The 24,036-nt window shown below is 37.4% G+C and carries 17 protein-coding genes; 16 read left to right on the forward strand and 1 reads right to left on the reverse strand.

Annotated elements, in window-relative coordinates; genetic code table 11:
- The first annotated feature begins 81 nt into the window (after positions 1-81).
- From FTT92_RS15640 to FTT92_RS15710, 15 genes are all read left to right on the forward strand, one after another.
- Positions 82-1,599 carry a CoA-acylating methylmalonate-semialdehyde dehydrogenase gene (locus FTT92_RS15640; RefSeq protein ID WP_180172576.1) on the forward strand — a complete coding sequence of 506 codons (1,518 nt, stop codon included), beginning with the start codon at positions 82-84 and terminating at the stop codon, positions 1,597-1,599.
- Between the two features lie 15 nt (positions 1,600-1,614).
- Positions 1,615-2,505 (forward strand): 3-hydroxyisobutyrate dehydrogenase, encoded by an 891-nt coding sequence (gene mmsB, locus FTT92_RS15645; protein ID WP_180144641.1) that lies wholly within the window; start codon positions 1,615-1,617, stop codon positions 2,503-2,505.
- Positions 2,506-2,594: 89 nt separating this feature from the next.
- Positions 2,595-4,250 carry an AMP-binding protein gene (locus FTT92_RS15650; protein WP_180172577.1) on the forward strand — a complete coding sequence of 552 codons (1,656 nt, stop codon included), beginning with the start codon at positions 2,595-2,597 and terminating at the stop codon, positions 4,248-4,250.
- A 120-nt stretch (positions 4,251-4,370) separates the two neighbouring features.
- A complete protein-coding gene (locus FTT92_RS15655) occupies positions 4,371-5,498 on the forward strand; it encodes an acyl-CoA dehydrogenase family protein (protein ID WP_180035213.1) in 1,128 nt (375 codons plus the stop codon).
- 80 nt (positions 5,499-5,578) lie between these two features.
- Entirely contained in the window at positions 5,579-6,352 is a 774-nt protein-coding gene (locus FTT92_RS15660) for an enoyl-CoA hydratase (protein ID WP_180172578.1), read from the forward strand.
- A 23-nt stretch (positions 6,353-6,375) separates the two neighbouring features.
- Positions 6,376-7,401 (forward strand): enoyl-CoA hydratase/isomerase family protein, encoded by a 1,026-nt coding sequence (locus FTT92_RS15665; protein ID WP_180172579.1) that lies wholly within the window; start codon positions 6,376-6,378, stop codon positions 7,399-7,401.
- 202 nt (positions 7,402-7,603) lie between these two features.
- Entirely contained in the window at positions 7,604-8,941 is a 1,338-nt protein-coding gene (locus tag FTT92_RS15670; RefSeq protein ID WP_180107902.1) for an MFS transporter, read from the forward strand.
- Between the two features lie 778 nt (positions 8,942-9,719).
- A complete protein-coding gene (csm6, locus tag FTT92_RS15675) occupies positions 9,720-10,850 on the forward strand; it encodes a CRISPR-associated ring nuclease Csm6 (protein WP_180172580.1) in 1,131 nt (376 codons plus the stop codon).
- 197 nt (positions 10,851-11,047) lie between these two features.
- The gene (locus FTT92_RS15680) at positions 11,048-11,821 is read left to right on the forward strand and encodes a class I SAM-dependent methyltransferase (RefSeq protein WP_180172581.1); all 774 of its coding nucleotides are present in this window, start codon (positions 11,048-11,050) and stop codon (positions 11,819-11,821) included.
- Positions 11,822-12,580: an alpha-ketoglutarate-dependent dioxygenase AlkB gene (locus FTT92_RS15685; RefSeq protein ID WP_180172582.1), complete on the forward strand. Its 759-nt coding sequence runs from the start codon at positions 11,822-11,824 to the stop codon at positions 12,578-12,580.
- Positions 12,581-12,652: 72 nt separating this feature from the next.
- Positions 12,653-15,997, forward strand: a complete 3,345-nt coding sequence (locus FTT92_RS15690; RefSeq protein WP_373684126.1) for a DEAD/DEAH box helicase family protein — start codon at positions 12,653-12,655, stop codon at positions 15,995-15,997.
- Positions 15,998-16,052: 55 nt separating this feature from the next.
- Positions 16,053-17,630, forward strand: coding sequence for a class I SAM-dependent DNA methyltransferase (locus FTT92_RS15695; RefSeq protein ID WP_180172583.1), 1,578 nt, complete (start codon positions 16,053-16,055; stop codon positions 17,628-17,630).
- Positions 17,627-18,778 (forward strand): restriction endonuclease subunit S, encoded by a 1,152-nt coding sequence (locus FTT92_RS15700; protein ID WP_180172584.1) that lies wholly within the window; start codon positions 17,627-17,629, stop codon positions 18,776-18,778. Before FTT92_RS15695 ends, FTT92_RS15700 begins: the two co-directional genes overlap by 4 nt.
- Before the next feature lie 21 nt (positions 18,779-18,799).
- Positions 18,800-20,980, forward strand: coding sequence for an AAA family ATPase (locus tag FTT92_RS15705; RefSeq protein ID WP_180172585.1), 2,181 nt, complete (start codon positions 18,800-18,802; stop codon positions 20,978-20,980).
- A complete protein-coding gene (locus tag FTT92_RS15710) occupies positions 20,980-21,903 on the forward strand; it encodes a hypothetical protein (RefSeq protein ID WP_180172586.1) in 924 nt (307 codons plus the stop codon). Before FTT92_RS15705 ends, FTT92_RS15710 begins: the two co-directional genes overlap by 1 nt.
- Before the next feature lie 83 nt (positions 21,904-21,986).
- Here FTT92_RS15710 and FTT92_RS15715 read toward each other — a convergent pair whose 3' ends face one another.
- Positions 21,987-22,904 carry an Arc family DNA-binding protein gene (locus FTT92_RS15715; RefSeq protein ID WP_180172587.1) on the reverse strand — a complete coding sequence of 306 codons (918 nt, stop codon included), beginning with the start codon at positions 22,902-22,904 and terminating at the stop codon, positions 21,987-21,989.
- Between the two features lie 94 nt (positions 22,905-22,998).
- On the opposite strand from FTT92_RS15715, the gene FTT92_RS15720 reads away from it, so the two are divergent.
- Positions 22,999-23,967 (forward strand): hypothetical protein, encoded by a 969-nt coding sequence (locus tag FTT92_RS15720; RefSeq protein ID WP_180172588.1) that lies wholly within the window; start codon positions 22,999-23,001, stop codon positions 23,965-23,967.
- Positions 23,968-24,036 lie beyond the last annotated feature (69 nt).

The raw sequence follows: 24,036 nt of genomic DNA on the forward strand, positions 1-24,036 counted from the left end.
AAGTGAATTGGAAAATATAAATATAAGGCTTTTGGATATTTTCTAAGTCAGTACAAAACAATAAGTGCCTATGGAGAGGTCATGAACACAATGTCAAATATTCAGTCAGCGACGGCTAAATTATTAATTAACGGTAAATTTATAGAGTCAAACACTACAGAGTGGCAAGACATTCTAAATCCTGCAACTCAAGAGGTTTTGGGTCGTGTTCCAATGGCGACTATGGAAGAAGTGGATGCAGCGATTGCTTCAGCGCAAGAGGCTTTTAAAACATGGCGCTTAACGCCTGTTCAAGCACGTATGCGCATTATGCTGAAGCTACAAGATCTCATCCGTAGCAATATGAAAGAGATTGCCCGCGTACTGACTGCTGAGCAAGGAAAGACACTTGCAGATGCTGAAGGTGATATTCAACGTGGTTTAGAAGTCGTTGAGCATGCGTGTTCGGTTGGCACACTTCAAATGGGCGAATATATAGAAGGTGTGGCACGTGGTGTGGATACCTATACCTTGCAACAACCTTTGGGTGTATGTGCAGGAATTACGCCATTTAACTTTCCTGCGATGATTCCACTGTGGATGTTCCCAATGGCTATTGTCAGTGGAAATACCTTTGTTCTAAAGCCATCTGAACAAGATCCATTATCGACCATGATGCTTGTCGAACTTGCGATTGAAGCCGGTATTCCAGCAGGTGTATTGAACGTAGTGCATGGTGGTAAGGACGTTGTTGATCGTTTATGTACACATCAAGCTATTAAGGCCATTTCATTTGTAGGCTCTACAGCCGTTGGTACACATGTATATAACCTTGCAGGACAGCATGGAAAACGTGTGCAGTCGATGATGGGGGCCAAAAACCATGTCGTGGTAATGCCGGATGCCAATAAAGAACAAACTTTAAATGCCCTCGTTGGTGCAGCATTCGGTGCGGCAGGTCAGCGTTGTATGGCTTTGTCGGTTGCTGTCATGGTTGGTGAAAGTAAAGAATGGGTCAATGAACTGGTTGAAAAAGCCAAAACGCTGAAGGTCAATGCAGGGCATGAGCCGAATACCGATATTGGCCCAGTTATTTCACCTCGCGCAAAAGCACGTGTACTGGATTTAATTCAAAGCGGTGTAGAACAAGGCGCAGAACTGTTGCTGGATGGTCGTGATGTTCAAGTCATTGGCTATGAGCAAGGAAACTTTGTCGGAGCAACGATTTTTAATCAAGTTTCAACCGATATGCGCATCTATACCGAAGAGATCTTTGGACCCGTATTAGCCATTATTCATGTTGATACTTTAGAGCAGGCGATTGAATTGATTAATGCTAATCCATTCGGCAACGGTGTTGGACTGTTTACACAAAGTGGTGCAGTTGCTCGTAAATTCCAAAGCGATATCGATATTGGTCAAGTGGGTATCAATATTCCAATTCCTGTACCTGTACCTTTCTTTAGTTTTACAGGATCGCGTGGTTCAAAACTGGGTGACTTAGGTCCATATGGTAAGCAAGCAGTTCAGTTCTATACACAAACTAAAACCATCACCAGTCGTTGGTTCGAAGATACACAAGAAAAAGGTGAAGTGAATACCACCATTAACCTACGTTAATTTAGGAGTTCAAGGATGAATATTGCCTTTATCGGTTTAGGAAACATGGGCGGAAAAATGGCCCAAAACCTACTCAAAGCAGGTTTTACGGTTTACGGTTTCGACTTAAGTGAAATTGCGATTCAGCATTTTACTGAAGCAGGTGGCATCGTTTGCCACAGCCCACAAGATGCCGCGAAACAAGCAGATGTCTTGATTAGCATGTTGCCTGCTGCCAAGCATGTCAAAGAGGTGTACTTGGGAGAAAATGGTGTATTGGCGGTAATGAAAGCAGGAAGCTTATGTATCGATAGCAGTACCATTGATCCGCAAACCATTAAGGATATAGCTGAGGTGGGTGCTGCACATCAGATAAAAATCTGTGATGCCCCTGTTTCAGGCGGAACTATTGGTGCTCAGGCAGGTACATTAACCTTTATGGTCGGTTCAGATGATCAAACCTTTGAAAAAACCAAAGCGGTATTGGGCCACATGGGTAAAAACATTGTGCATTGTGGTGATGTGGGTGCAGGTCAAATTGCGAAAATTTGCAATAACTTGATTCTTGGTATTTCCATGGCAGCCGTTGCTGAAGGTATGGCGCTCGGTGCGCGTCTGGGGATTGATCCTCAGGCCTTAGCGGGTGTGGTGAATAGTTCGAGCGGACGTTGCTGGAGTTCGGATGTATGTAATCCATGGCCGGGTATTTCAGCAAATGCACCTGCAGGACGTGGCTATACCGATGGTTTTGCAACGCAGTTGATGTTGAAAGATTTAGGATTGGCTGTAGAAGCCGCAGGACAAGTCAAACAGCCGATTATTTTAGGTGGACTGGTTCAGCAGATGTATCAACAGCTGTGTTTACAAGGTAATGCACACTTAGATTTTTCAAGCATTGTGCAGCAATACTTACCTAAGGATGCTTAATCGCTTTGAACACCAATCTAGCCTAGGGATGGCTAAAAATACTAACACTCGTGTCGGAATAACAATAAATTGAGACTGAGGTAGAGAAGATGTCGAATTATCAAGATGTTGCAAAGGCATTTGACTTAAATCATGCTGCCAAAGAAATGTTATCAGGCTCTTTAGAGCAATTAAATGCATGTTATGAATGCTGCGACCGTCATGCGATTGATCAAGATAAGGTTGCACTGTATTGGCAAGGCAAAGATGGGCGGAAAGAACAGTATACCTTTGTAGAGCTGCAACAGTGGTCGAGCCAATTTGCCAATTTTTTAAAGTCACAGGGTGTGCAAAAGGGTGATCGTGTATCGGGTTTATTACCTCGTACAGTTGAATTACTTGTGGTGATTTTAGGGGCTTGGCGAATAGGTGCTGTATATCAACCGCTATTTACCGCCTTTGGCCCCAAAGCCATTGAACATCGTTTACACCTTGCACAAAGCAAATTGGTGATTAGCGATGTTGGTAATCGTAGTAAATTAGATGAAGTTGCACATTGTCCCCAAATCGTTACTGTTGCAGATCGAGCGGGTCAAGGGATTCAACAGGGAGATTTAAACTTTTGGGATGAAGTAAACGCACAGTCTACAGATTGTGAAATTGTCCTACAGAGCATCAATGATCCATTTCTTCTAATGTTTACTTCAGGTACTACAGGTCCCGCAAAACCTTTAGAAGTCCCGCTTAAAGCTTTGATCGCTTTTGGTCAATATATGAAAAATGCGGTAGGACTGCGTGAAGATGATTCGTTTTGGAATATTGCCGATCCGGGTTGGGCTTATGGTTTGTATTATGGAATCACTGGACCACTTTTACTTGGACATGCAACACTCTTTTACGAAGGTGGTTTTAGCATTGATAGTTTGTGTCAGATTGTAGATGACTACAAGGTGACGAACCTTGCAGGCGCACCGACAGCGTATCGGATGATGATGGCAGCTGATCCTGAACAAATGGCAAAACTCAAAGGTAAATTTCGAGTCGTCAGTAGCGCTGGTGAGCCGCTTAACCCTGAAGTGTTCCGTTGGTTTAAACAAGTCCTCGATGCACCGATCTTTGACCATTATGGTCAGACTGAAGTTGGTATGGTGGTGTGTAATCACCATGGTTTACAACATTATATTCGCGCAGGTGTCGCAGGTTATGCCAGTCCGGGATATCGCGTGGCGGTTGTTGATGAACAAGGGCAAGAGCTAGCTGCAGGAACGCCAGGAGTACTGGCTGTCGATATCAGTCAATCACCGATGATGTGGTTTGGTGGCTATAAAGAAAGTCGTAAGTCACCCTTTGTAAAACATTATTACCTCACGGGTGATACCGCAGAATTACACGCAGATGGCAGTATGAGCTTCGTTGGTCGTAATGATGATGTGATTACCACATCAGGTTATCGTATCGGGCCATTCGATGTAGAAAGTGCTTTACTTGAGCATGATGCAGTGATTGAAGCTGCGGTCATTGGTGTGCCTGATCCAGATCGGACAGAAATCGTAAAAGCTTTTGTGATTTTAGCTGAGCATGTCACAGCGTCAGAAGAATTAGCGGAGCAGCTGGGGCAATTTGTGAAAAAGCGCCTATCTGCACATGCTTATCCACGATTGGTGGAGTTTGTTCAAGAACTACCGAAAACTCCAAGCGGAAAAATTCAGCGTTTCTTATTAAGAAATCAAGAGATTGCGAAACAATCCACGCAGCATGCAAGTTAAATGACGTAACGATTAACTCTAAATTAATGCCGAACAATCAGGATCAAAATCAAGCTTTCATTCAGTTCTAATCATTTTCAAACTGGATGGAAGCATTTGATTGATGTACAGGAAGATAAGATGCAATTTACCGAAGAACAATTATTAATTCAGGACATGGCACGCAGTTTCGCACAGGAACAAATTAAACCTCAAGCGGCTGAATGGGATAAACACGGTACCTTTCCCAAAGCGGCTTTAGCGCAGATGGGGGAACTGGGTTTATTGGGTATGTTGGTATCAGATGAATGGGGTGGTTCAGATACAGGTAATCTTGCCTATGTTATGGCTCTAGAAGAGATTGCAGCGGCAGATGGGGCAACCTCAACCATTATGAGTGTACATAACTCGGTAGGCTGTGTTCCTATTGCTAAATTTGGCACAGAAGAACAAAAGCAGAAATATTTAGTGCCTTTAGCACAAGGCAAAATGATCGGTGCATTTGCATTAACTGAGCCGCATACAGGTTCAGATGCTGCTGCCATTAAAACTCGTGCAGTTAAAGATGGCAATGAATGGGTGATTAATGGTGCTAAGCAGTTTATTACCTCTGGTCATAATGCAGGGGTCATTATTGTCTTTGCTGTGACTGATCCAAGTGCAGGGAAAAAAGGCATGAGTGCTTTTATTGTCCCAAGAGAAACACCTGGTTATGAAGTGATTCGTACTGAAGAAAAGCTTGGATTACATGCCTCAGATACCTGCCAAATCGCACTCACAGACGTGCGAGTGCATGAAAGCCTAATGTTAGGAAAAGAAGGTGAAGGTTTGAAAATCGCCTTATCAAATCTAGAAGGCGGTCGTATTGGTATAGCGGCGCAAGCGGTTGGTCTTGCACGAGCAGCATTAGAAGAAGCAACCCGATATGCCAAAGAGCGTATTACTTTTGGAAAGCCGATCTTTGAACATCAGGCAGTTGCGTTCCGATTGGCAAGTATGGCAACAGAAATAGAAGCTGCACGCCAATTGGTCTATCACGCGGCACGTTTAAAAGAAGCAGGACAACCTTGTTTAAATGAAGCGTCTATGGCCAAGCTTTTTTCGTCTGAAATGGCTGAACGTGTTTGCTCCGCAGCATTACAAGTCTTTGGAGGTTATGGTTATCTCAAAGATTTCCCGATAGAGCGTATATATCGTGATGCACGTATTTGCCAAATCTATGAAGGCACAAGTGATATCCAACGTTTAGTAATTGCCCGCAGCTTATAACGTTGTCTTTAAGACCTTTAAAACGACAAGGCTTCAGACGAAGCCTACTTATAAATATTGAACATATATAGGGATCTCACATGCAATTTGAAACAATTCTGCTTGAAAAGAACAATGGTGTAGGACTCATTACTTTAAATCGTCCTCAGGCCTTAAATGCGTTGAATAGCACATTAATTAAAGACCTTAATTTAGCCTTAGATGATTTAGATCGAGATCCAACCATCGGTTGTATGGTTATTACAGGTTCAGAAAAAGCCTTTGCCGCTGGTGCAGATATTAAAGAAATGGCTGAACTGAGTTTTCCAAATATTTATTTGGATGATTTTTTTCATCTGGCAGATCGAATTGCTCAGCGCCGTAAACCTCTAATCGCAGCTGTCAGTGGTTATGCGTTAGGTGGAGGCTGTGAGTTAGCACTCATGTGCGACTTTATTTACTGTGCCGACAATGCAAAATTCGGTTTACCAGAAGTGACATTGGGAGTAATCCCAGGGATAGGTGGGACACAGCGCTTAACGCTTGCTATAGGTAAGGCCAAAGCCATGGAAATGTGTCTGACTGCGAGACAAATGGGCGCAGCAGAAGCAGAGCAGAGTGGTTTAGTTGCTCAGGTCTTTCCTAAAGAGGAGTTGGTCGAAAAGACCTTAAAAGCTGCTGAAAAAATAGCGGAAAAATCTGTGGTGGCAACCATGATGATCAAAGAGTCAATTAACCGTGCATTTGAAGTCAGTTTGCAAGAAGGTTTGCGTTTTGAACGCAGAACATTCCATTCGATTTTTGCAACTCAAGACCAAAAAGAAGGCATGCAAGCATTTGTTGAAAAGCGCCAAGCCAATTTTAAAGACAATTAAAAATAAAAAAGGATTATATGGATATGAGTACAAATAACTTAATGATTGAAGAACATGGACATTTAGGCCAAATCAGTTTAGATCGCGTGGCAAGTTTAAATGCCTTGTCTTTGGAAATGATTCAGGGGATTCAACAGCAATTAGGACTATGGGCTGATCAAACCAATATTCATGCCGTACTTATTCGCTCAAATAGTCCCAAAGCATTTTGTGCAGGTGGAGATATTCGCTATCTCTATGATAGTTATATGAATGGTAGAGATGATCATCAAGCTTATTTTCAAGCTGAGTATGAAATGCTGAACACCATTCGTTCGTATGAAAAACCCATTATTGTCATACTCGATGGCTATGTACTTGGCGGTGGATTTGGCTTAGCCCAAGCATGTCATGTGCTTGTCAGCAGCGAAAAGTCTAGATTTGCCATGCCTGAAACTGCCATTGGATTTTTCCCAGATGTGGCTGCGACACACTTTTTATCACGTTTAGATGATATTGGTGTGTACATGGCAACTACGGGCGATCAAATCAGTGCTAGCGATGCGTTGTATCTAGATTTGATTGACTACCATGTTCCGAGTGAGCAACTTGTTCAATTAGAAGAAGATTTAAGAAATTCCAAGCATCTCAGCAAAGAAAATATTGAACAATTGATTGCGAAATATATTACTCGACCAGTGGAAAGTGAACTCAGTCAAAATGCAGATTTAATTCGTAAGCATTTTGGTTTTGAGAGCATTGATGCCATTGAAAATAGTCTTGAAAATGAACAGCATAATGATGCTCAAGCGTGGGCGTTAAAAATACGCAATACCTTGGAACAACGATCTCCAATCGCGAAAAGGATCAGTTTGCAACTCCAACATTTAGGTCGAGGTCTTTCACTAAAGCAATGCATGCAAATTGAACGACATTTACAAGACGTTTGGTTTCAACATGGCGATATTGTTGAAGGTGTGCGTGCATTAATTGTGGATAAAGACAAACAGCCAAAGTGGCAACAGTCCAGTCCGACTTTAGACAAAATAATGGAGGAAATATCTATTTAATCAGTAGGTTTATATTTTTAACGGTTCAAACCCTTGGTCAATATTCATATTTGATTTTATGTTCGATATGAACCAGTGACTCAGCGTAAATTAAACACATATAAGATCTAAAAATATTGATTTTCATGAAGAAAATCATCATACAAATCAAGCATCGTGAAAATGCAACGTAGAAATATCTTGCAGAATAAGGAAGATAACAATGCAAAATGTACAGGGAAACACAGCTCCACCAGCTAAGTCCTCGCATCGTTTAGCGGGTATTTCCAGCATGGTGGGTACAACCATCGAATGGTATGACTTTTTTATCTATGGTGCTGCCGCAGCACTCATTTTCAATCGACTTTTTTTCCCAAATCTTGATCCATTAACTGGCGTATTGGCAGCATTTGCCACTTATGCTGTAGGCTTTATTGGTCGACCACTTGGTGGCATTGTTTTTGGTCATTTTGGCGATAAAATCGGTCGTAAATCAATGTTATTGGTCACATTAATGTTGATGGGTATTCCAACGGTGATGATTGGGTTGTTACCGACATTTGAAACCATTGGTTATTGGGCAACGGTCTGTTTAATTATTTTAAGATTTATACAGGGCATGGCCATGGGTGGAGAATGGGGCGGAGCAGTCCTCATGGCGGTAGAGCATGCGCCAGCGGGTAAAAAAGGCTTTTGGGGAAGTTTACCGCAAGCCAGTACAGGTGGTGGTTTATTGCTCGCTTCGGTAGCTTTAGGCTTAGTCTCAATGTTACCTGAAGAAGCGTTATTTAGCTGGGGTTGGCGTCTACCATTTTTAGCCAGCATTATTTTACTGGCTGTAGGTTGGTATATTCGTGTGAAAGTGCCTGAGTCGCCAGACTTTGAAAAAGTTAAAGCGCAAACCGAAACAATTAAAGTTCCAGCAAAACAGGTATTTAAGAATCATCCTAAGCAGTTGATTACGATTATTTTATCTCGAGCTGCTGAAAATGCTTGGTTCTATTTGGCATCGACATTTGCTTTAGCCTATACCACCACACAGCTAAATATTCCTAGGCAAGATATCTTGTTTGCAACGATTTGTGGTGCTGCAGTCATCATGGTTATTACGCCAATTTTTGGACATTTGTCTGATAAAGTTGGGCAAAAAAACATGTTTAGATTTGGTTTATGCGTACTGGCTTTATACAGCTATCCATTTTTTGCGATGTTAAATACTAAAGATCCAGTATTGGTTTGGACGGCCATTGTGATTGGTATTGGTGTAGTTTTTCCTTTGATGTATGCGCCGCAGTCACAGTTATTTTCGCGCCAATTTCCAGCAGAAATACGTTATAGCGGTATTTCAATCTCAGTTCAATTTGCAGGCGTGCTAGGTGGTGGTTTAGCACCATTAATCGCGACGAAATTGCTAAGTATTGGTGATGGAAGCCCTAATTTAATTATTGCCTATATTTCAGGCTTTGCAGTGATTGCGATTATTGCATCATCATTTTTAAAGCCAGATCAAATAGAGCAAAAGACTAAAGTATTTAGTAGTGAGGAAATCAAATCTTCCTAAATCAACAATCAGGAAAACAGTGGACTGATTTAAATATAGAAATACATATGTACAGCCATAACAACAATTGTTATGGCTTTTTCTTGCCTAAGGATTGTGGCAGGACAAATTTATTTTTAGCGAAGCTTAGGAACATAGCAATTTGAATACAGTTGATGTGCAAGAGCCGTTCACTTAACTAAAGTTGTTACTAATGAAAAACATATAAATCAATCAGATATAATTTTTTATCCATGGTTTTAGTTAATTACTTTTTAACTAATTTTGTAACTTTTATGAAGAATTAACTAAATTTTTAACTCTTATAAACGTTTTATTATCAATATCTTATCAATCGAAAATCTTCATTTCTAACCAGTGTAATGACAGCACCATTTTGGTAATTTTTTCGTCCGAATTTTAAGATATTAGCAACGTATCTTGGTTTGATACCTCGTTGTGAAGATCTTTTCACAGCATGCTTACTGAACCCTAAGCTTAATTGTTCAAAGTTCATAGAGATAGTCATTTTATCCGTCCTTAAATCAAACTGTGTACAATGAAATATATGCGAAATGCCAATTTTAAGAATGGTTTTACAAGCTTACAACAATCCATTTTAATAAAGTATGCGAGTTATTATTCAAATTGAAATTTAAAAGTATTCAGAGTTTTTGTTTCAAATTTACTTGGTAAGGCAATGAAAGGTTAAGAAAAGCTTTCTAATTAAGTTAATCTAATATTAGAAGTTAAGTAATAGCTGAAAACAGAATAGTTCATAGTTAGAGAGCAGAACTGTATGCAACAGAATATCTTATTTTTAGTTACGGGAATGACACCTCAGATCATTACTGAAACTTTATATGCATTGGCTGCTGATCCCGAAAATAGTGATAAATGGATTCCTACAGAAATCCACGTACTTACTACCGCAAAAGGTAAGATACAAATACGTTCACGTCTTTTTCAAGATGGAATCTTTGATCAGCTGCTAAAGGATTACAACTTACCAAATATTAAATTTGATGATTCAACATTACATGTCATTTCACATCAAGGGCAAGAATTAGAAGATCTAAAAACCCTCGATGATAATGAGCTTGCTGCAAATGAAACTTGCAAACTGATCAAAAAATTTACTGAAGATGAAAACACTAAACTTCATGTTTCAATTGCTGGTGGGCGTAAAACGATGGGATTCTATGCGGGATATGCATTATCTCTATATGGACGAGCTCAAGATAACATGTCACATGTTTTAATTTCAGAAGAGTTTGAATTTGCAGAAAATTTCTATTACCCAACTCCTGGTGAATATTATGTTGCAAAGTACAATTCTCAGGAACGACTTAATGCGAAAGATGCGAAAGTTTTTTTAGCAAATATTCCATTTGTACGTTTAAGAAATGTTTTACCAGATACACATCCTTTAAAAATGAATAACTATCAATTTTCTGATGTGGTAGAACAAATTAACCAGTCAAATCAAAAGGTGAATCTGGAAATCAATGTAACTCACCGTTATATTGAAATTAATGGCAAGATTAGAGCTGATTTGCCTCCAAGAGAAATGGCAATGCTTATGTGGTTTGCTGATTGCAAGCAGAAAGCCAAACCTGGAATCAAAGCACCAACAGGATCTCAAAAAGGAAAAAATAGCGATGCAGAGATTCAAATTATTCAGGAACTCACATTTGAATACTTAACGCATTATGATGAACTAAAAGATAGTGATACGTCACTTGAAGTGAATAAAGAATTTTTTGATACCACTAAATCAAAGCTTAAAAGACAATTAGAAAAGCAATTAGGCATTGAACTTGCTGCGAAGATTATGCCTAAACAAAATGGAAGGGGTATGCCATTTTATTTACCAGTTGAAGCTGAGCAAATCATTATTAGAAATAGTTTTAAAGACAATGTGATTTAATTTTTCTATCTTTCAGAAAAACTTTCGTAAGCTTACGAAGTTATAGCGAATACTTGATAAAAATTTAGCAAGTATTCGTGCTTTAAAACAGTATTACGTTCCAATTTCTTAGTAAGCTTGCAGAATCAAAACTTACTTTTTTAATCGAAATATGATGTGTCCATACAAATGAATTTTAAAAAATTTAGGATACGATTATGAACGATTTAGTTATCAACGCAATTCAAAATAAAACTTTAACAACGTCAAGTTTGGATTTTAATTCTCTACGCAGTTTTGCAGGTATTGACACTAATAACCAACCAGAACTAAATCGAGGTCGTGCAATTATTCCTAGTCCAAATTTACTCAATCAATATTTATATTCTTATGGGCCTATGGTGCAACGTCAGTGGGATGTTGTTGTATCCAAAACACTAGATATGCTAAATGATAATAATGATGAGATTGTACATATCTTTGATTATGGTTGTGGTCAGGGACTAGCCACTTTGCTTTTACTGGAAAAAGCAATCGGATTACAAGAGGAAGTAAAACATATTACTTTAGTTGAACCATCTGAAGTCGCAATTAAGCGTGCTGAAAGTATCATTGGTTGTAAAGCTCCTGAAGCTGAGCTAACACTTATCAATAAAGAACTAGATGATGTGGAAGAAAATGACCTTTCTATTGATAATGAACGTATGAATGTACATTTATTCTCTAATATCTTAGACGTAGAAGGTTTCGATCAATTTGAATTATTTAATAAAATTTTAAAAAATGGGGGAACCCATTACTTTATTGTAGTAAGCAATGATCGCAATTATTATGGTGGTTCACCACGACTTGAAGCCTTATATAATGCTTTATTAGATTCAGAACCTGATAATGGTGAACAATTGTCAATTACACATGCGGAACTAGCACGTTTTGTAGATGATCGCAATATGAAACATATCTACTTTTGTGTAAAAGTTGAGATAAAGTAAATGGCTGATTTATTTGATACTTTAGAAGAAAATTCTGTGCATAAACTGCCATTTGATATTCCGGAAGGGGTAGGATTTTCCTATGCTTGGAATCAAGAATTACAAGGGTTTGTTATTGAGATCCCACATGGTCAACTTTTTTATGTACCTCACTTTTTTTCAAAGAAAATCAGCGATCGTACAGTCGAATATTTTCTAGAAAATGATCGTTATGCTTTGAATGAGGTGAATTGGAAAGAGGTAGATGAAAATTCTTTTAAGGAAATTCACTTTACCAATATTTTGTGGAAGCAGGATTCCATTCGCTTATATGGTAAAAAAATCCCTTTACCACGTTTGACAAGTTGGTATGGTGATCCTGGTAAAGCCTACAAGTATTCAGGCATTTTATCTGAACCTAATCCTTGGAATAAAGGACTACTCTATATTAAGGAGCAGATTGAAAAAGTTGCCAATACAAAATTTAATAGTGTGTTATTAAATTGGTATAGAGATGGTGAAGATTATCTAAATTGGCATACAGATGATGAACCTGAATTAGGTAAAAATCCAACGATAGCATCGGTAAATTTTGGTGAAACTCGAGATTTTCAGGTTCGCAATACTAAAGACCATAATATGAAGTTTACGGTTCCATTGCAGCATGGGAGCCTGCTAATTATGTCTGGCGAGATGCAACATTTTTGGGAACATGCTGTTCCTAAACGCAAAAAAATATTGAAATCCAGATTTAATTTAACTTTTCGAAGAATTGAGTAGGGATGTGCTGACTTAATTTGTGTTAAGTTAATAACTTATTGACTTTATATGAATAAATTATAAGAGAGGGTTGTGGTGCAATCTCAGAACTTTGAGTTTTTAAGAGAAAAATTTTCACTTTTAGCAGATTTGGGTGCGCTTGCGGAAGCTGTGATTTATACAGACCCGGGAAGCACAACAACACGTTTGCGCTCATTTGCAGAAGAGGTGGTAAAGTCAATTTATGAGTTTGAATCATTGCCCCGTATCGCAAAAGCAAATTTTGCAGATCTGCTATTTGCATCAGACTTTCAAAATAGTATTACCCCGTCGCTCCTGTATAAGTTAGATTACTTACGCCAACAAGGTAACTTGACGGCGCATGGTGCTTTGGGTAATCAAAAAACAGCTTTTGCTTGCTTAGGTACAGCCTTTGGAATCGGGCAGTATCTGATGGTGAACTACTGTAAAGTTTCCAATGAAGCTCTACCTACATTTAAAAATATTGAAAAGCATTCTGCGACTGAAAAAGAGCTCAATTTACAGTATGAAGAGAATCAAAAGTTAAGAGAAGAATTAGATAAAGAGCGTTTAAAGAACCTAAAAGTAGAAAAAATCAGTACCGAACTCGCTCAACAAAAACGTGCGAGAAGTACCCATGTTGCCCACAGCTTACAGTGGAATGAAGAAAAGACGCGTAAATTTATCATTGATAATATGGTGTTAACCGCGGGTTGGGATATTACCGATCCACAGCAGGTTCAGCTCGAATTTCCTGTAGACATGCGCGATGGGCAAAAAGGCTTTGTTGACTATGTGTTTTTTGATTTAGAAGGTCAGCCTATTGCGGTCTTAGAGGCTAAAAAAGCTAGTGTCAGTGTGCATCAGGGCCGAGAGCAAGCTCGACATTATGCAGATGCTTTGGAAGACATGGGCTTTAAGCGTCCAGTCATTTTTTATAGTAATGGTTATGAAACCTATATTTGGGACGATGCACGATATAGCAGCTATCGCCAAATTTATGGTTTTTATAGTTTTAAAAGCTTGGAGAATTTACGCTTTAAACATCAATATGCCAACAAAGAATTAGAGCGTAATAATCCGGACTTATCCATTGTTGAGCGTCCGTATCAAATTGAAGCCATTAAAACCTTAAGCCGTAAATTTAAAGATCAAGGTCGTAAAGCTTTAATCATTCAAGCCACAGGTACAGGTAAAACCCGTGTAGCAATTGCCTTGTCGGAATTACTCATTCGTGAACATTGGGCTCAGCGTATTTTATTTTTATGTGATCGTCGAGAATTACGTAAACAAGCAGATGATGCTTTTAAGGACTTCTTGAGGAGTGAACCACGTTGTGTGATTGGCGCAACAAATAAAGTACCCACAGATTCTCGTATTTATATTGCAACTTATCCAGGCATGATGAATCGCTTTGCCCAGTTCGATGTGGGGTTCTTTGATTTAATCATTGCCGATGAAAGTCACCGCAGTATTTATAATCGTTATAAAGATCTATTCGACTATTTTGATGCGCTACAAGTCGGTCTAACAGCAACACCAGTTAAGTTTATTAGTCGTAACACGTTTAAAATGTTTGACTGTACTGATACGCAACCGACCTTTGAATTTGGCTTAGACAAAGCCATTGAAAATGAACCTCCTTACTTGGTTCCATTCAAAGTCAAAGATGTCACGACAGAATTCTTACGTGATGGGATCGACTATAATCAACTTTCTGAAGAGCAAAAGAAACAACTCGAAGATGATTTAGGGGAAGATGTTGCCAAGCAAACGACCATTAAAGGTAATCAGATTGGTAAGAAGATTTTTAGTGAATCAACAGACACTTTTATTTTGCAAAATCTGATGGAAAATGGCATTAAAGATGCCACCGGAAGTTTAATTGGTAAAACAATCATTTTTGCGCAACGCCAAGATCATGCAGAGCATCTAGAACAACTGTTTTGTAAGCTTTATCCTCAGTATGGTGCGCGGGTATGTAAGGTGATTCATAACAAGATTCACAAGGTAGATAACCTGATTACAGAGTTTAAAGAACCGAATAATGATTTTCGAATTGCCATTTCAGTGGATATGCTCGATACAGGAATCGATGTTCCAGAAGTGGTTAATTTAGTCTTTGCTAAACCTGTCATGTCTTGGGTGAAATTCTGGCAGATGATTGGTCGTGGTACACGCCTTTGTGAAAATCTATTTGGTCCAGGTAAAGACAAAAAAGAATTTTTGATTTTCGATCATTATGGCAACTTTAAATATTTTGAAGAGGAATATGAAGAGCCGGAAGATGTTAAATCGGTTTCTTTATTGCAGTCGACTTTCCTTGCTAAGTTGGATTTTGCCAAAGCTGCTTTAATCCATAGCGACATTGATGGTTTTGAGATTGCAACCAATCTGCTCGCCGCTGATATTAATGATTTACCAAATGATAGCGTGACCGTTAAGAAGCTCTTACGTATCGTACATCAGTTACAACAAACCCAGTTGATTAAAGAGTTTAGTGCCTCCACGCAGCATATTTTACTGGACAAAATTGCACCCTTAATGGATGCACGTGTACTGAAAGAAAAAGAGGCAATTGCATTTGATAAGCTGATTGCACAGACTCAAGAAAGTTTAATTCGTAAATCTAGTTCTTATGAAACTTATAAAGCGCAAGTTATTACTGAAGTTTCATCTCTAGCTGTGAACATTCAGGCAGTCCGACAAAAGGCGGAGCTGATTAAGGCGGCGCAAACCAATGCCTATTGGTCAGATATTACGGTCAGTAAATTAGAGCAACTGCGACTTGAACTGCGGTTATTGATGCAGTTTAAACAAGCAGGAAATACAGTAGGTGGTGCATGGGCAACACCAACGACAACGACCCAAGATGGTGAAGTTCAAATCATTGAAAAAGATATTAAACTCAGCAATAACGAAGCAATGCTTTATCGTAAAAAGCTGAAAGAAATTTTAGATCAAATGATTGAGAGCAACACAGTATTACAGAAAATTCGCCAGCAACAACCAGTCGAAGAAGGTGAATTACAGATGCTCACTTCAACTGTATTGTCTGAACATCCGAACATTGAAATTGACGTGCTCAACAAGTTTTATGGTCGTACAGCAGCCGAATTGCATCTAACCATTCAAGAGATCGTTGGTTTAGATCCTAAGGCGGTGGAGCAATACTTTAGAGAGTTCTTATACAACCATTCGCAATTGACTGCTCGACAAGTGCAATTTTTAAATTTATTGCAAGCTTACATTTCTCAAAATGGCGGTATCATTATTGATAAATTATATGAAGCACCTTTTACAGGGGTTCATCCTGAGAGTCTAGATGGTCTGTTTACACCGGATGATGTAACAGATCTCATCCATGTGATGAAACCCTTTGTTAAAAAACAACCACCTGAGCAGCGTATTGCTTAATATAAAACACCTGCTCGATTAAACTGATGAAAACTTTGCTGTTATTGGAATTGCTATGCTAACTGGATCTATTCGAAACGATATTGATAAACTTTGGGAAAAATTTTGGACCGGAGGCATTACCAATCCTTTAACCGTGATTGAGCAAATCAGCTACCTGATGTTTGCCCGTATGTTGGACATGCAAGAAGACGTTGCCGACAACAAAGCAGCTAAAGGTTTGACGGTGACAGGACGTTTGTTCCCACAAACACCTGAAGGTCAATTATTACGTTGGAAAAATTTTAAAAATTTAAGTGGTAAAGAATTACATCAGCATTTAAAAAGCAAAGTTTTTCCATTTTTTGCAGAGTTAGGTAGCAAAAAGTCTACTGAGCAAGGCTTTAGTAGCATCAGCGAATACATGCAAGATGCCGATTTAGAAATTAAAAATGAATCGGTATTGGTGTCTGCAGTGAAGATGGTTGATCAATTGCCATTGATTCAGAGCGATGTGAAAGGAGACATCTACGAGTATTTACTCAGTAAACTCACCACTGCAGGGATTAACGGTCAATTCCGTACACCGCGCCATGTGATTGATACCATGATTGAAATCATGGATCCGCAACCAACAGAAAACGTGTGTGACCCTGCTTGTGGTACAGCAGGCTTTTTGGCACGTACCCGTGAATATTTAAACCGCCAACATTCAAGTGAATACGGCGTGGTTGTCGATGAAGATGGCAATAAAAATTACCTTGGTGACTTGCTGACGCCCTATATGGATCATATCAATCACGATATGTTCTGGGGCTTCGACTTTGACAGCACTATGCTCCGTGTTTCGAGTATGAATATGGCATTACACGGTGTGACCAATGCCAATATTTTGTACCAAGACAGTTTAAATAAGTCCATTAAAGAGCATTATCCACAGCAAGAAGAAAACTTCTTTGATGTGATTTTGGCAAACCCTCCTTTTAAGGGCAGTTTGGATGAATCCAACATTAATCCGCCTTTGCTGAAAATGGTGAAAACCAAGAAAACTGAATTGTTGTTTGTGGCGCATATTTTACGTGCCTTAAAGTTGGGTGGTCGTGCGGCTGTGATTGTACCTGATGGTGTTTTATTTGGTTCTTCGAGTGCGCACCAACAACTGCGTAAAAGCATGATTGAAAACAACCAACTTGAGGGCATTATCAGCTTACCAAGCGGTGTGTTTAAGCCGTATGCGGGTGTCAGTACTGCGGTTTTACTGTTTACCAAAGGCGGTTCGACTGAGCGTGTTTGGTTCTATGATGTTCAAGCAGATGGTTATTCTTTAGATGATAAGCGTACGCCTCTGAGCGGTGAGTGTGCGAATGATTTACCTGATGTAGTTGCACAGTGGAAAGCGTATCGTCAGCTTGTGTTAAATAATGCTTCTGCTGAAGAAATTACAACAGCGTTAGGTGATAAATCGAAAAAAGCTTTTGTGGTAGATGCCAAAGATATTATTGCCAATAAGTTCGATTTTTCGATTAACCGTTATAAAAAAGTGGTGTATGAAACGGTTGAATATGCAGATCCAAAAATGATTTTGGCTGAACTGAAACAGTTAGAAAATGAAATTCTTCAAGGGATGAATGAGCTTGAGGAGTTGATTAGATGATTTTTAAACGGTTAGGTGATATTTGCAAATTAAGAAATGGCAGAGCTTTTAAGCCCGAAGAATGGTCTGATCAAGGACTACCTATTATTCGTATTCAAAATTTGAATGATGTAACGAAATCATTCAATTATTGTAATTTGGATATTGACGAAAAATTCGTAGTAGATACTGATGATTTACTATTTTCTTGGTCTGGAACACCTGGCACATCATTTGGTGCATTTATATGGAATAGAGGAAAAGGCTACTTAAATCAACATATTTTTAGAGTTGATGTAGATAATAGTGTAGTTGATAGAAAGTATCTTAAATATGCTTTGAACAGCCAATTGAGTAATATCATCAGCCAAGCCCATGGGGGAGTTGGTTTACAGCATATTACTAAAGCAAAATTAGATGAAATTCCAATTTTATTGCCACCACTAGAAGAACAACGCCGAATTGCGTCAATCCTAGATAAAGCCGATGAAATTCGCCAAAAACGTCAGCAGGCAATTGCAAAGCTAGATGAGCTTTTACAAGCAACGTTTATTGATATGTTCGGGGATCCAATCAAAAATGAAAAAGGTTGGAAGATTGGAAAAATTGGTGACATGTTGGAATCAGTAAAATATGGTTCATCAGACAAAGCAACCCTAGATGGTGAAGTGCCTATTTTACGTATGAATAATATTACTTATTCAGGTGAGATGTACTTAGCTGACTTAAAGTATATAACTGCCGACCAAGCTGATGAAAAATATTTAGTTAAACAAGGGGATATATTGTTTAACAGAACGAATAGTAAAGAGTTAGTTGGTAAAACTGCTGTTTACAATGGCCCTGAGCCAATGGCTTATGCTGGGTATCTAGTTAGAGGAAGAACACTTCCTGAATATATGCCTGAGTATATATCAGGTTTCCTAAATTCCAGTTGGGGTAAATCTACACTTCAAAGCATGTGTAAAAGTATTATTGGTATGGCAAATATCAATGCTAAAGAATTTCAATCGATTCGATTACCAATTCCACCAAGTGATTTACAAAAGCAATTCACTAAAAAAGTTCATGCTATACGTGAGCATAAACTGAAGTTAGAAAAGCAATTAGTTCAAAATGATGAATTGTTTAAAGCCTTACAGCAAAAAGCATTTAATGGAACGCTTTAAAAATATTTAAACGGTAGAGTAATGAAAATAACCAAAATCTCGCTAACAAACTTTCGTGCATTTAAGCAAACTCAAACGATTGAGTTTGCTCCTGTGACCTTACTTTTTGGTCCAAACAGTGTTGGTAAAAGCACAGTACTGAAAGCATTGTTCTATTTGCAGCAAATCCTGTCTAAAGGGCAGTGCAATCCAATGTACTTGGATGCTTTGAATAAAAAGTATATTGGTGGCTTTGAAAACCTGGTGCATAAGCGAGATCTGGATACCAATATTACCTTGAAAATTGAATATGACAAGGGCGATGCGATTGGGAGTAGTTACGTTCAATTAGCTGACATTTTGGGAGATGTAATCGACCTACAAATGGGTAGCCCAATTATTGATGCGAATAAAGTTGCAATTGAATTTGAAATTAGCTGGTCAAAATTTGAAAAAACAGCCTATATCAAAACTTACAAAATTTGGTTCGACGATAGTCTGATCGCTGAGGTCAGCAGCACATCAGGCTCTAAACAAGCCTTTATTACAGCTTTAAATTATGCCCATAAGTTACTTCAACCACATAATCAAGCTGAATGGATTGCGAACGTAAAAGAAGCGGGAGGAGAGATACACCCATTTTTAGATGGCGTTAATGCTGAACAGTACTATAAAGAAATTGAAGATAGTATTCATGAAGATCCAAATATAGATTTTGATGGAATTGATTTTGATGAGTCGGAATCATTTTATACAACATCTGACTCAGCTTTCCTGAGTCAATTTCATGAGATCTTAAATGAAGATGCTGATGATTCGCTGTCAGATAACATGTTTATGTTAGAAAGTGGATTTGTTGGTATTCATCAAGCTATTGGTATTGATGTTTTACAAGGTGCTTTACCTAAGCTGGGTCAAAAGCTAAAGACAACATTAGAACTGGAAGACCCTAAGCTCATAGAAGTCATCAATGAGATTCTATCGGATGTCATCGTAGCACCATTAGATAATTTACTTTCAATTTTAAATCAGAGTCTTTGTATCGGTCCAATCCGAAAAATCATTGATGCAAACTATCAGCCTTTACCGTATGTAGAACAATCAGATTGGTATGATGGTAGTGCTGCATGGAGCAATCTTTTAAAGACTGATATAGCTGACTTAAAAAAAATTAACAGCTGGATGTTAGATGAAGACAAGCTTAATTTAGGTTATGGCATTAATATTAAGGTTGAAAGTATCTTTAGTCAGTTCAAAAACGTAGATAACTTTAATAATGTTCGTGAAATGTTTAAAGAACTAACTAAAAGTATTGATACCGATGAGACTGATGTAAATTTAGTTTTTGATATGATGACTAAAATTTTAAAAGGTAATACAAAAGCAAAAAACCAATTGAATCAAGTGTTAAAGTTGGTAAAACATGATACTAGTGCTCTTAATGAGAATCTGAAAACGATTCATTCTGCTGGACCTGAGTTTGTTGATGCTTTTTTAAATTTAATAAAACTAGTAAAAGACTATGTGAATATAGGTCATGTATCTTTGACAGCACGAAAATCGGTACTAAAGAATTTATTATCACGTACTGAAAAGATGATAAGAGAAGAGATTTACAAGGAAGAATTATCAACTTTAAAGAAACTTAAAAAATATTTAGAAGCTCATTTAGAGTATCCAGATCGAGATTTGGAAGGGCATAAATTTGAAGCTAAATCTTTAATGTTGGATCTTGGCTTAATAAAATCTGAAAGCAGAAGAATAGATAATCTCAGCTATACGATTTGGGATTATAAAAATGATATATCAGTTCTTCCAAATGAAATTGGTACTGGTGTATCCCAGTTAATGCCTCTAATCGTTGCTGCTATTACCCAAAAGGGTGGTTTAGTTGCATGTGAACAACCCGAGCTTCATTTACACCCACGAGTACAAGTTGCTATTGGTGATCTGTTAAGTCAAAACACTGAACATGTAAATTATTTGATTGAAACGCACAGTGAACATTTGATTTTACGACTCAGAAAACGTATTAGACAGAATACTGATAATGAAGTTCCAGTTGGACTAAAGGCTTTTAGTCATAATAAGGTTATCATTAATTATTTAGAGCCCTCAAAAGATGGTGTGAAAGTTAGACGAATCCGCATGGATGAAGATGGAGAGTTTAGAGACCCATGGCCAAATGGTTTCTTCCATGAAAGATTGGACGAGGCTCTGTAATGATTTATGAATATGCTTTAGATCCAAAAGTTGTCATACAATGGTTAGAAAATGAAAACCATTTAAATTGGCTTAAAAGTATAAATGGTATTGGTATTGGTACACCTCGTTTTATAAGTACATTTCCAAACCAAAAAAAACGTAAATTTATTAAAGGATTAGTTAAATTAAAAGATGAAATAAATGATCAAAAGGTTCTAGAGCGTTTTGATCGTTTTTGTGAATATTTAGATAAAGCAGGCATGCTAGAACGTCTTGGAGAATCTGCTCAAATTAATGCTAATGAATGGCATGAAAGAGTTATATATGAACATAATTTAAATCCTTTTAAGGCTATTGTCACTCAGAACAAACTTGCAACTACAGACTGGCTTCCACCTGACAATATTTTTTTTTCGAATCTTTGGAATGTGCCTTCACAAGTAAGTTTCAATAGAACACATGATGATTTTCTAAAAATAATTTCTCAATTTGTCGTTTCTAGTTCAAAGGATTTAATTATTATAGATGCTTATTGTTGGAAGGAAAATGCTATAAACGTGATTAAAAGCCTTTTAAATTTATTTGAACACAAAAAAAATCCATCATATCCCTCTGTGAAAATTTATTATAAAGAAAACAGACAAGATAGTTCTCCAAGCCCTGAATATATTAAAAATCAACTGCGATTAGGCTTGAATAATACTGCTAAAACTCTTGAAATAACTATCTATCAAATTAAAGAAACAGATCAAAGTGATGCTTTCCATAATCGTTATATCTTAAACGAGTTAGGTGGAATTCAGTTAGGGCATGGTTTAGATTTATCAGAAAAAGAACATCATACAGATGAAGCTACATTATTAGTGCATGATGTCTATATGAAGAGATTGGATCAGTTTTATTATCCAGATAAATTTGAAATTTTAGATAAAAGTGAGTGAATTTAAAAACCTCTATTAAATGATATAAGATTTAGAAATTGTAAATAGAATAGCTTTAAACAGCTATTCTATTTACATATCTTTCATTCTTCATGAATTTTATCACATAACTCAATCCAACCATCCCAATATTGATTGTTGTGATAGAAGCCTTCATCCCAAATATCTTCCCACCAAGGGGTATAAGTATTAAGTACAGATAGAGGATGAATATTACCAGCAACCAACTCTTCGAAATCATTATTTTTTAAGATAAAACTTTTTATTTTTTTTCTTAAAGAAGTTAACTCTAAATTCTTATTTATATCCTTTAAGATATTAGAAAATATCTTAATATTTTTTAAATTGTCCTCATATAACATTTTGTTTAATATTATATTTTTTATGAAAATAATTTCAAATAGGTTAGATTCATATATTTTAACAATATAAAAATCACCACGATCATCTTTACTACGTAGTAACAAAATTTTTATTGGTTGATTATATAAATTATGAGACTTATTAAGCCATTCTATAGCGGCAGAATTATCGAGAGGAAAATTATCTTCTAGAATGGTGAAAGGATGACCTATGCCATGAAATAACCACTCAACATTGCAATTAAATAATTGAGCTATTTTCCTTAACTGCGAAAAAGACGGTTCTAATTTTCCTTTAAACCAAAGATCAACATGCTCCGCATATTCTTCATTGATTTTATACGCAATTACTGATGAAGATAAGTTTTTTTCAATTCTATTAAACTGATCCTTTAATAAGTTAAGGCGGTTTGATAAATGAGCCTTTCGATTTGAATAAATATTTTTGCTGACTAATTCCTCTATTGCTTTTAGTACTGTATTTAAGGAGTTGATATCTACATCAAAAGAATCTTGTAAACGCGCAACGATATCGGCATTCATAGATCGATTTTTTTCTTGAGCAGATTGCTCAATTTTTTCTTTCAAATCTGCCGGGAGCCGCAGCTTATACTGCGGATCTTTTTGAAGAAAGCTCATACGAATTCGTTAGTTAATAGTCATTTCTTAGGTTATTGACATTTACAAAAAAACTCAATATGGTACCTACTAGGTACCTTTTGTGGTTTCGGTAATGACAAATTTTGTTGCTTTAAGAAAAGGGCGTATTGGTGCAGCGCTTCAGGATATTGTGGAATGGCCAACTTTTGATGAAGGGGCATTAGAAAAAAAGAAATATCTTGAATACATCAACAGAAAAAAAGGTGTTGAGATGTATGCAAGAGGGCATGATGCTAGTTTGATAAAAATTGAAACCGGCTTTTCAGAAAAATACATATACAGACTTATTACCGAGAGGTGTTTAGCAACACATCAAGATGGACGTATTTATGGTTGGAGAGGACTAATTCCTAATGTCAATATTAATGGATATAAAAGAAAAAATAAGGTATCAGCAAATTCCTTTGGACATGGATGTAGTGGGGCATTAGATTCCTTATTTGTAAGATTTCCAGAAGTTAAAGAATCTTTTAATAATAAAATTCTCAATTCTAGAGGACAAAAAAATCTTGACTACGTAAATCAGTCTAGCAAAGGATTATGGTTGTGGTTTTTAAACCAATTAAAAGAGTTAGGGCTGGAAATCAAACAAGAATGGCCTTTCGACACAGACAAAAGAGGTTACGTAACTATTACTAAGTACATAAAAAAGGTTTTAGCAGAAAACCCTGCACAGGCAGTGAAGGTATTTGGTAAGCAAAGCAGTCAAAAAATTACAACAGGAGATGGTACTGACAGACCTATTGACGCACCATTATCACGAGTAGAAATGGATGCACATCTTCTTGATGGTCACTTTTGTATTCTTGTACCAGACTTTTCGGGTGATTTTACTGAAAAAATTATTCATAGAGTTTGGGTAATTGTACTCATTGATGTTTATACAAGAGTAGTTTTAGGTTATCACCTATCTTTAGGCAAAGAGGTTAATAAATTTGATGTATTAAAAGCCATTAGAAACTCTGTCACAAAATACAAACCAAGGGCTTTGTTGCACAAACCTATCTGTAAAGGCTTTTTCAGCGATATAATTTTCAAATGAAGAAGCCTACACACAAAATCTACCGCACAACCAATTGGCCCGCATATAACCGAGCACTCATGAGTCGCG

The sequence above is a fragment of the Acinetobacter sp. YH12023 genome, from assembly GCF_013420135.1.
In the GTDB taxonomy this organism is placed as follows: Bacteria; Pseudomonadota; Gammaproteobacteria; order Pseudomonadales; family Moraxellaceae; genus Acinetobacter; species Acinetobacter amyesii.

Excerpts from the sequence above, each read along its gene's own strand:
- FTT92_RS15705 (WP_180172585.1), top strand. The coding sequence starts at position 18,800 with ATGAAAATAACCAAAATCTCGCTAACAAACTTTCGTGCATTTAAGCAA.
- FTT92_RS15670 (WP_180107902.1), top strand. The coding sequence starts at position 7,604 with ATGCAAAATGTACAGGGAAACACAGCTCCACCAGCTAAGTCCTCGCAT.
- csm6 (WP_180172580.1), top strand. The coding sequence starts at position 9,720 with ATGCAACAGAATATCTTATTTTTAGTTACGGGAATGACACCTCAGATC.
- FTT92_RS15700 (WP_180172584.1), top strand. The coding sequence starts at position 17,627 with ATGATTTTTAAACGGTTAGGTGATATTTGCAAATTAAGAAATGGCAGA.
- FTT92_RS15720 (WP_180172588.1), top strand. The coding sequence starts at position 22,999 with ATGACAAATTTTGTTGCTTTAAGAAAAGGGCGTATTGGTGCAGCGCTT.
- FTT92_RS15695 (WP_180172583.1), top strand. The coding sequence starts at position 16,053 with ATGCTAACTGGATCTATTCGAAACGATATTGATAAACTTTGGGAAAAA.
- FTT92_RS15715 (WP_180172587.1), bottom strand. The coding sequence starts at position 22,904 with ATGAGCTTTCTTCAAAAAGATCCGCAGTATAAGCTGCGGCTCCCGGCA.
- FTT92_RS15650 (WP_180172577.1), top strand. The coding sequence starts at position 2,595 with ATGTCGAATTATCAAGATGTTGCAAAGGCATTTGACTTAAATCATGCT.
- FTT92_RS15710 (WP_180172586.1), top strand. The coding sequence starts at position 20,980 with ATGATTTATGAATATGCTTTAGATCCAAAAGTTGTCATACAATGGTTA.
- FTT92_RS15680 (WP_180172581.1), top strand. The coding sequence starts at position 11,048 with ATGAACGATTTAGTTATCAACGCAATTCAAAATAAAACTTTAACAACG.
- FTT92_RS15640 (WP_180172576.1), top strand. The coding sequence starts at position 82 with ATGAACACAATGTCAAATATTCAGTCAGCGACGGCTAAATTATTAATT.
- FTT92_RS15660 (WP_180172578.1), top strand. The coding sequence starts at position 5,579 with ATGCAATTTGAAACAATTCTGCTTGAAAAGAACAATGGTGTAGGACTC.
- FTT92_RS15665 (WP_180172579.1), top strand. The coding sequence starts at position 6,376 with ATGAGTACAAATAACTTAATGATTGAAGAACATGGACATTTAGGCCAA.
- FTT92_RS15655 (WP_180035213.1), top strand. The coding sequence starts at position 4,371 with ATGCAATTTACCGAAGAACAATTATTAATTCAGGACATGGCACGCAGT.
- mmsB (WP_180144641.1), top strand. The coding sequence starts at position 1,615 with ATGAATATTGCCTTTATCGGTTTAGGAAACATGGGCGGAAAAATGGCC.
- FTT92_RS15685 (WP_180172582.1), top strand. The coding sequence starts at position 11,822 with ATGGCTGATTTATTTGATACTTTAGAAGAAAATTCTGTGCATAAACTG.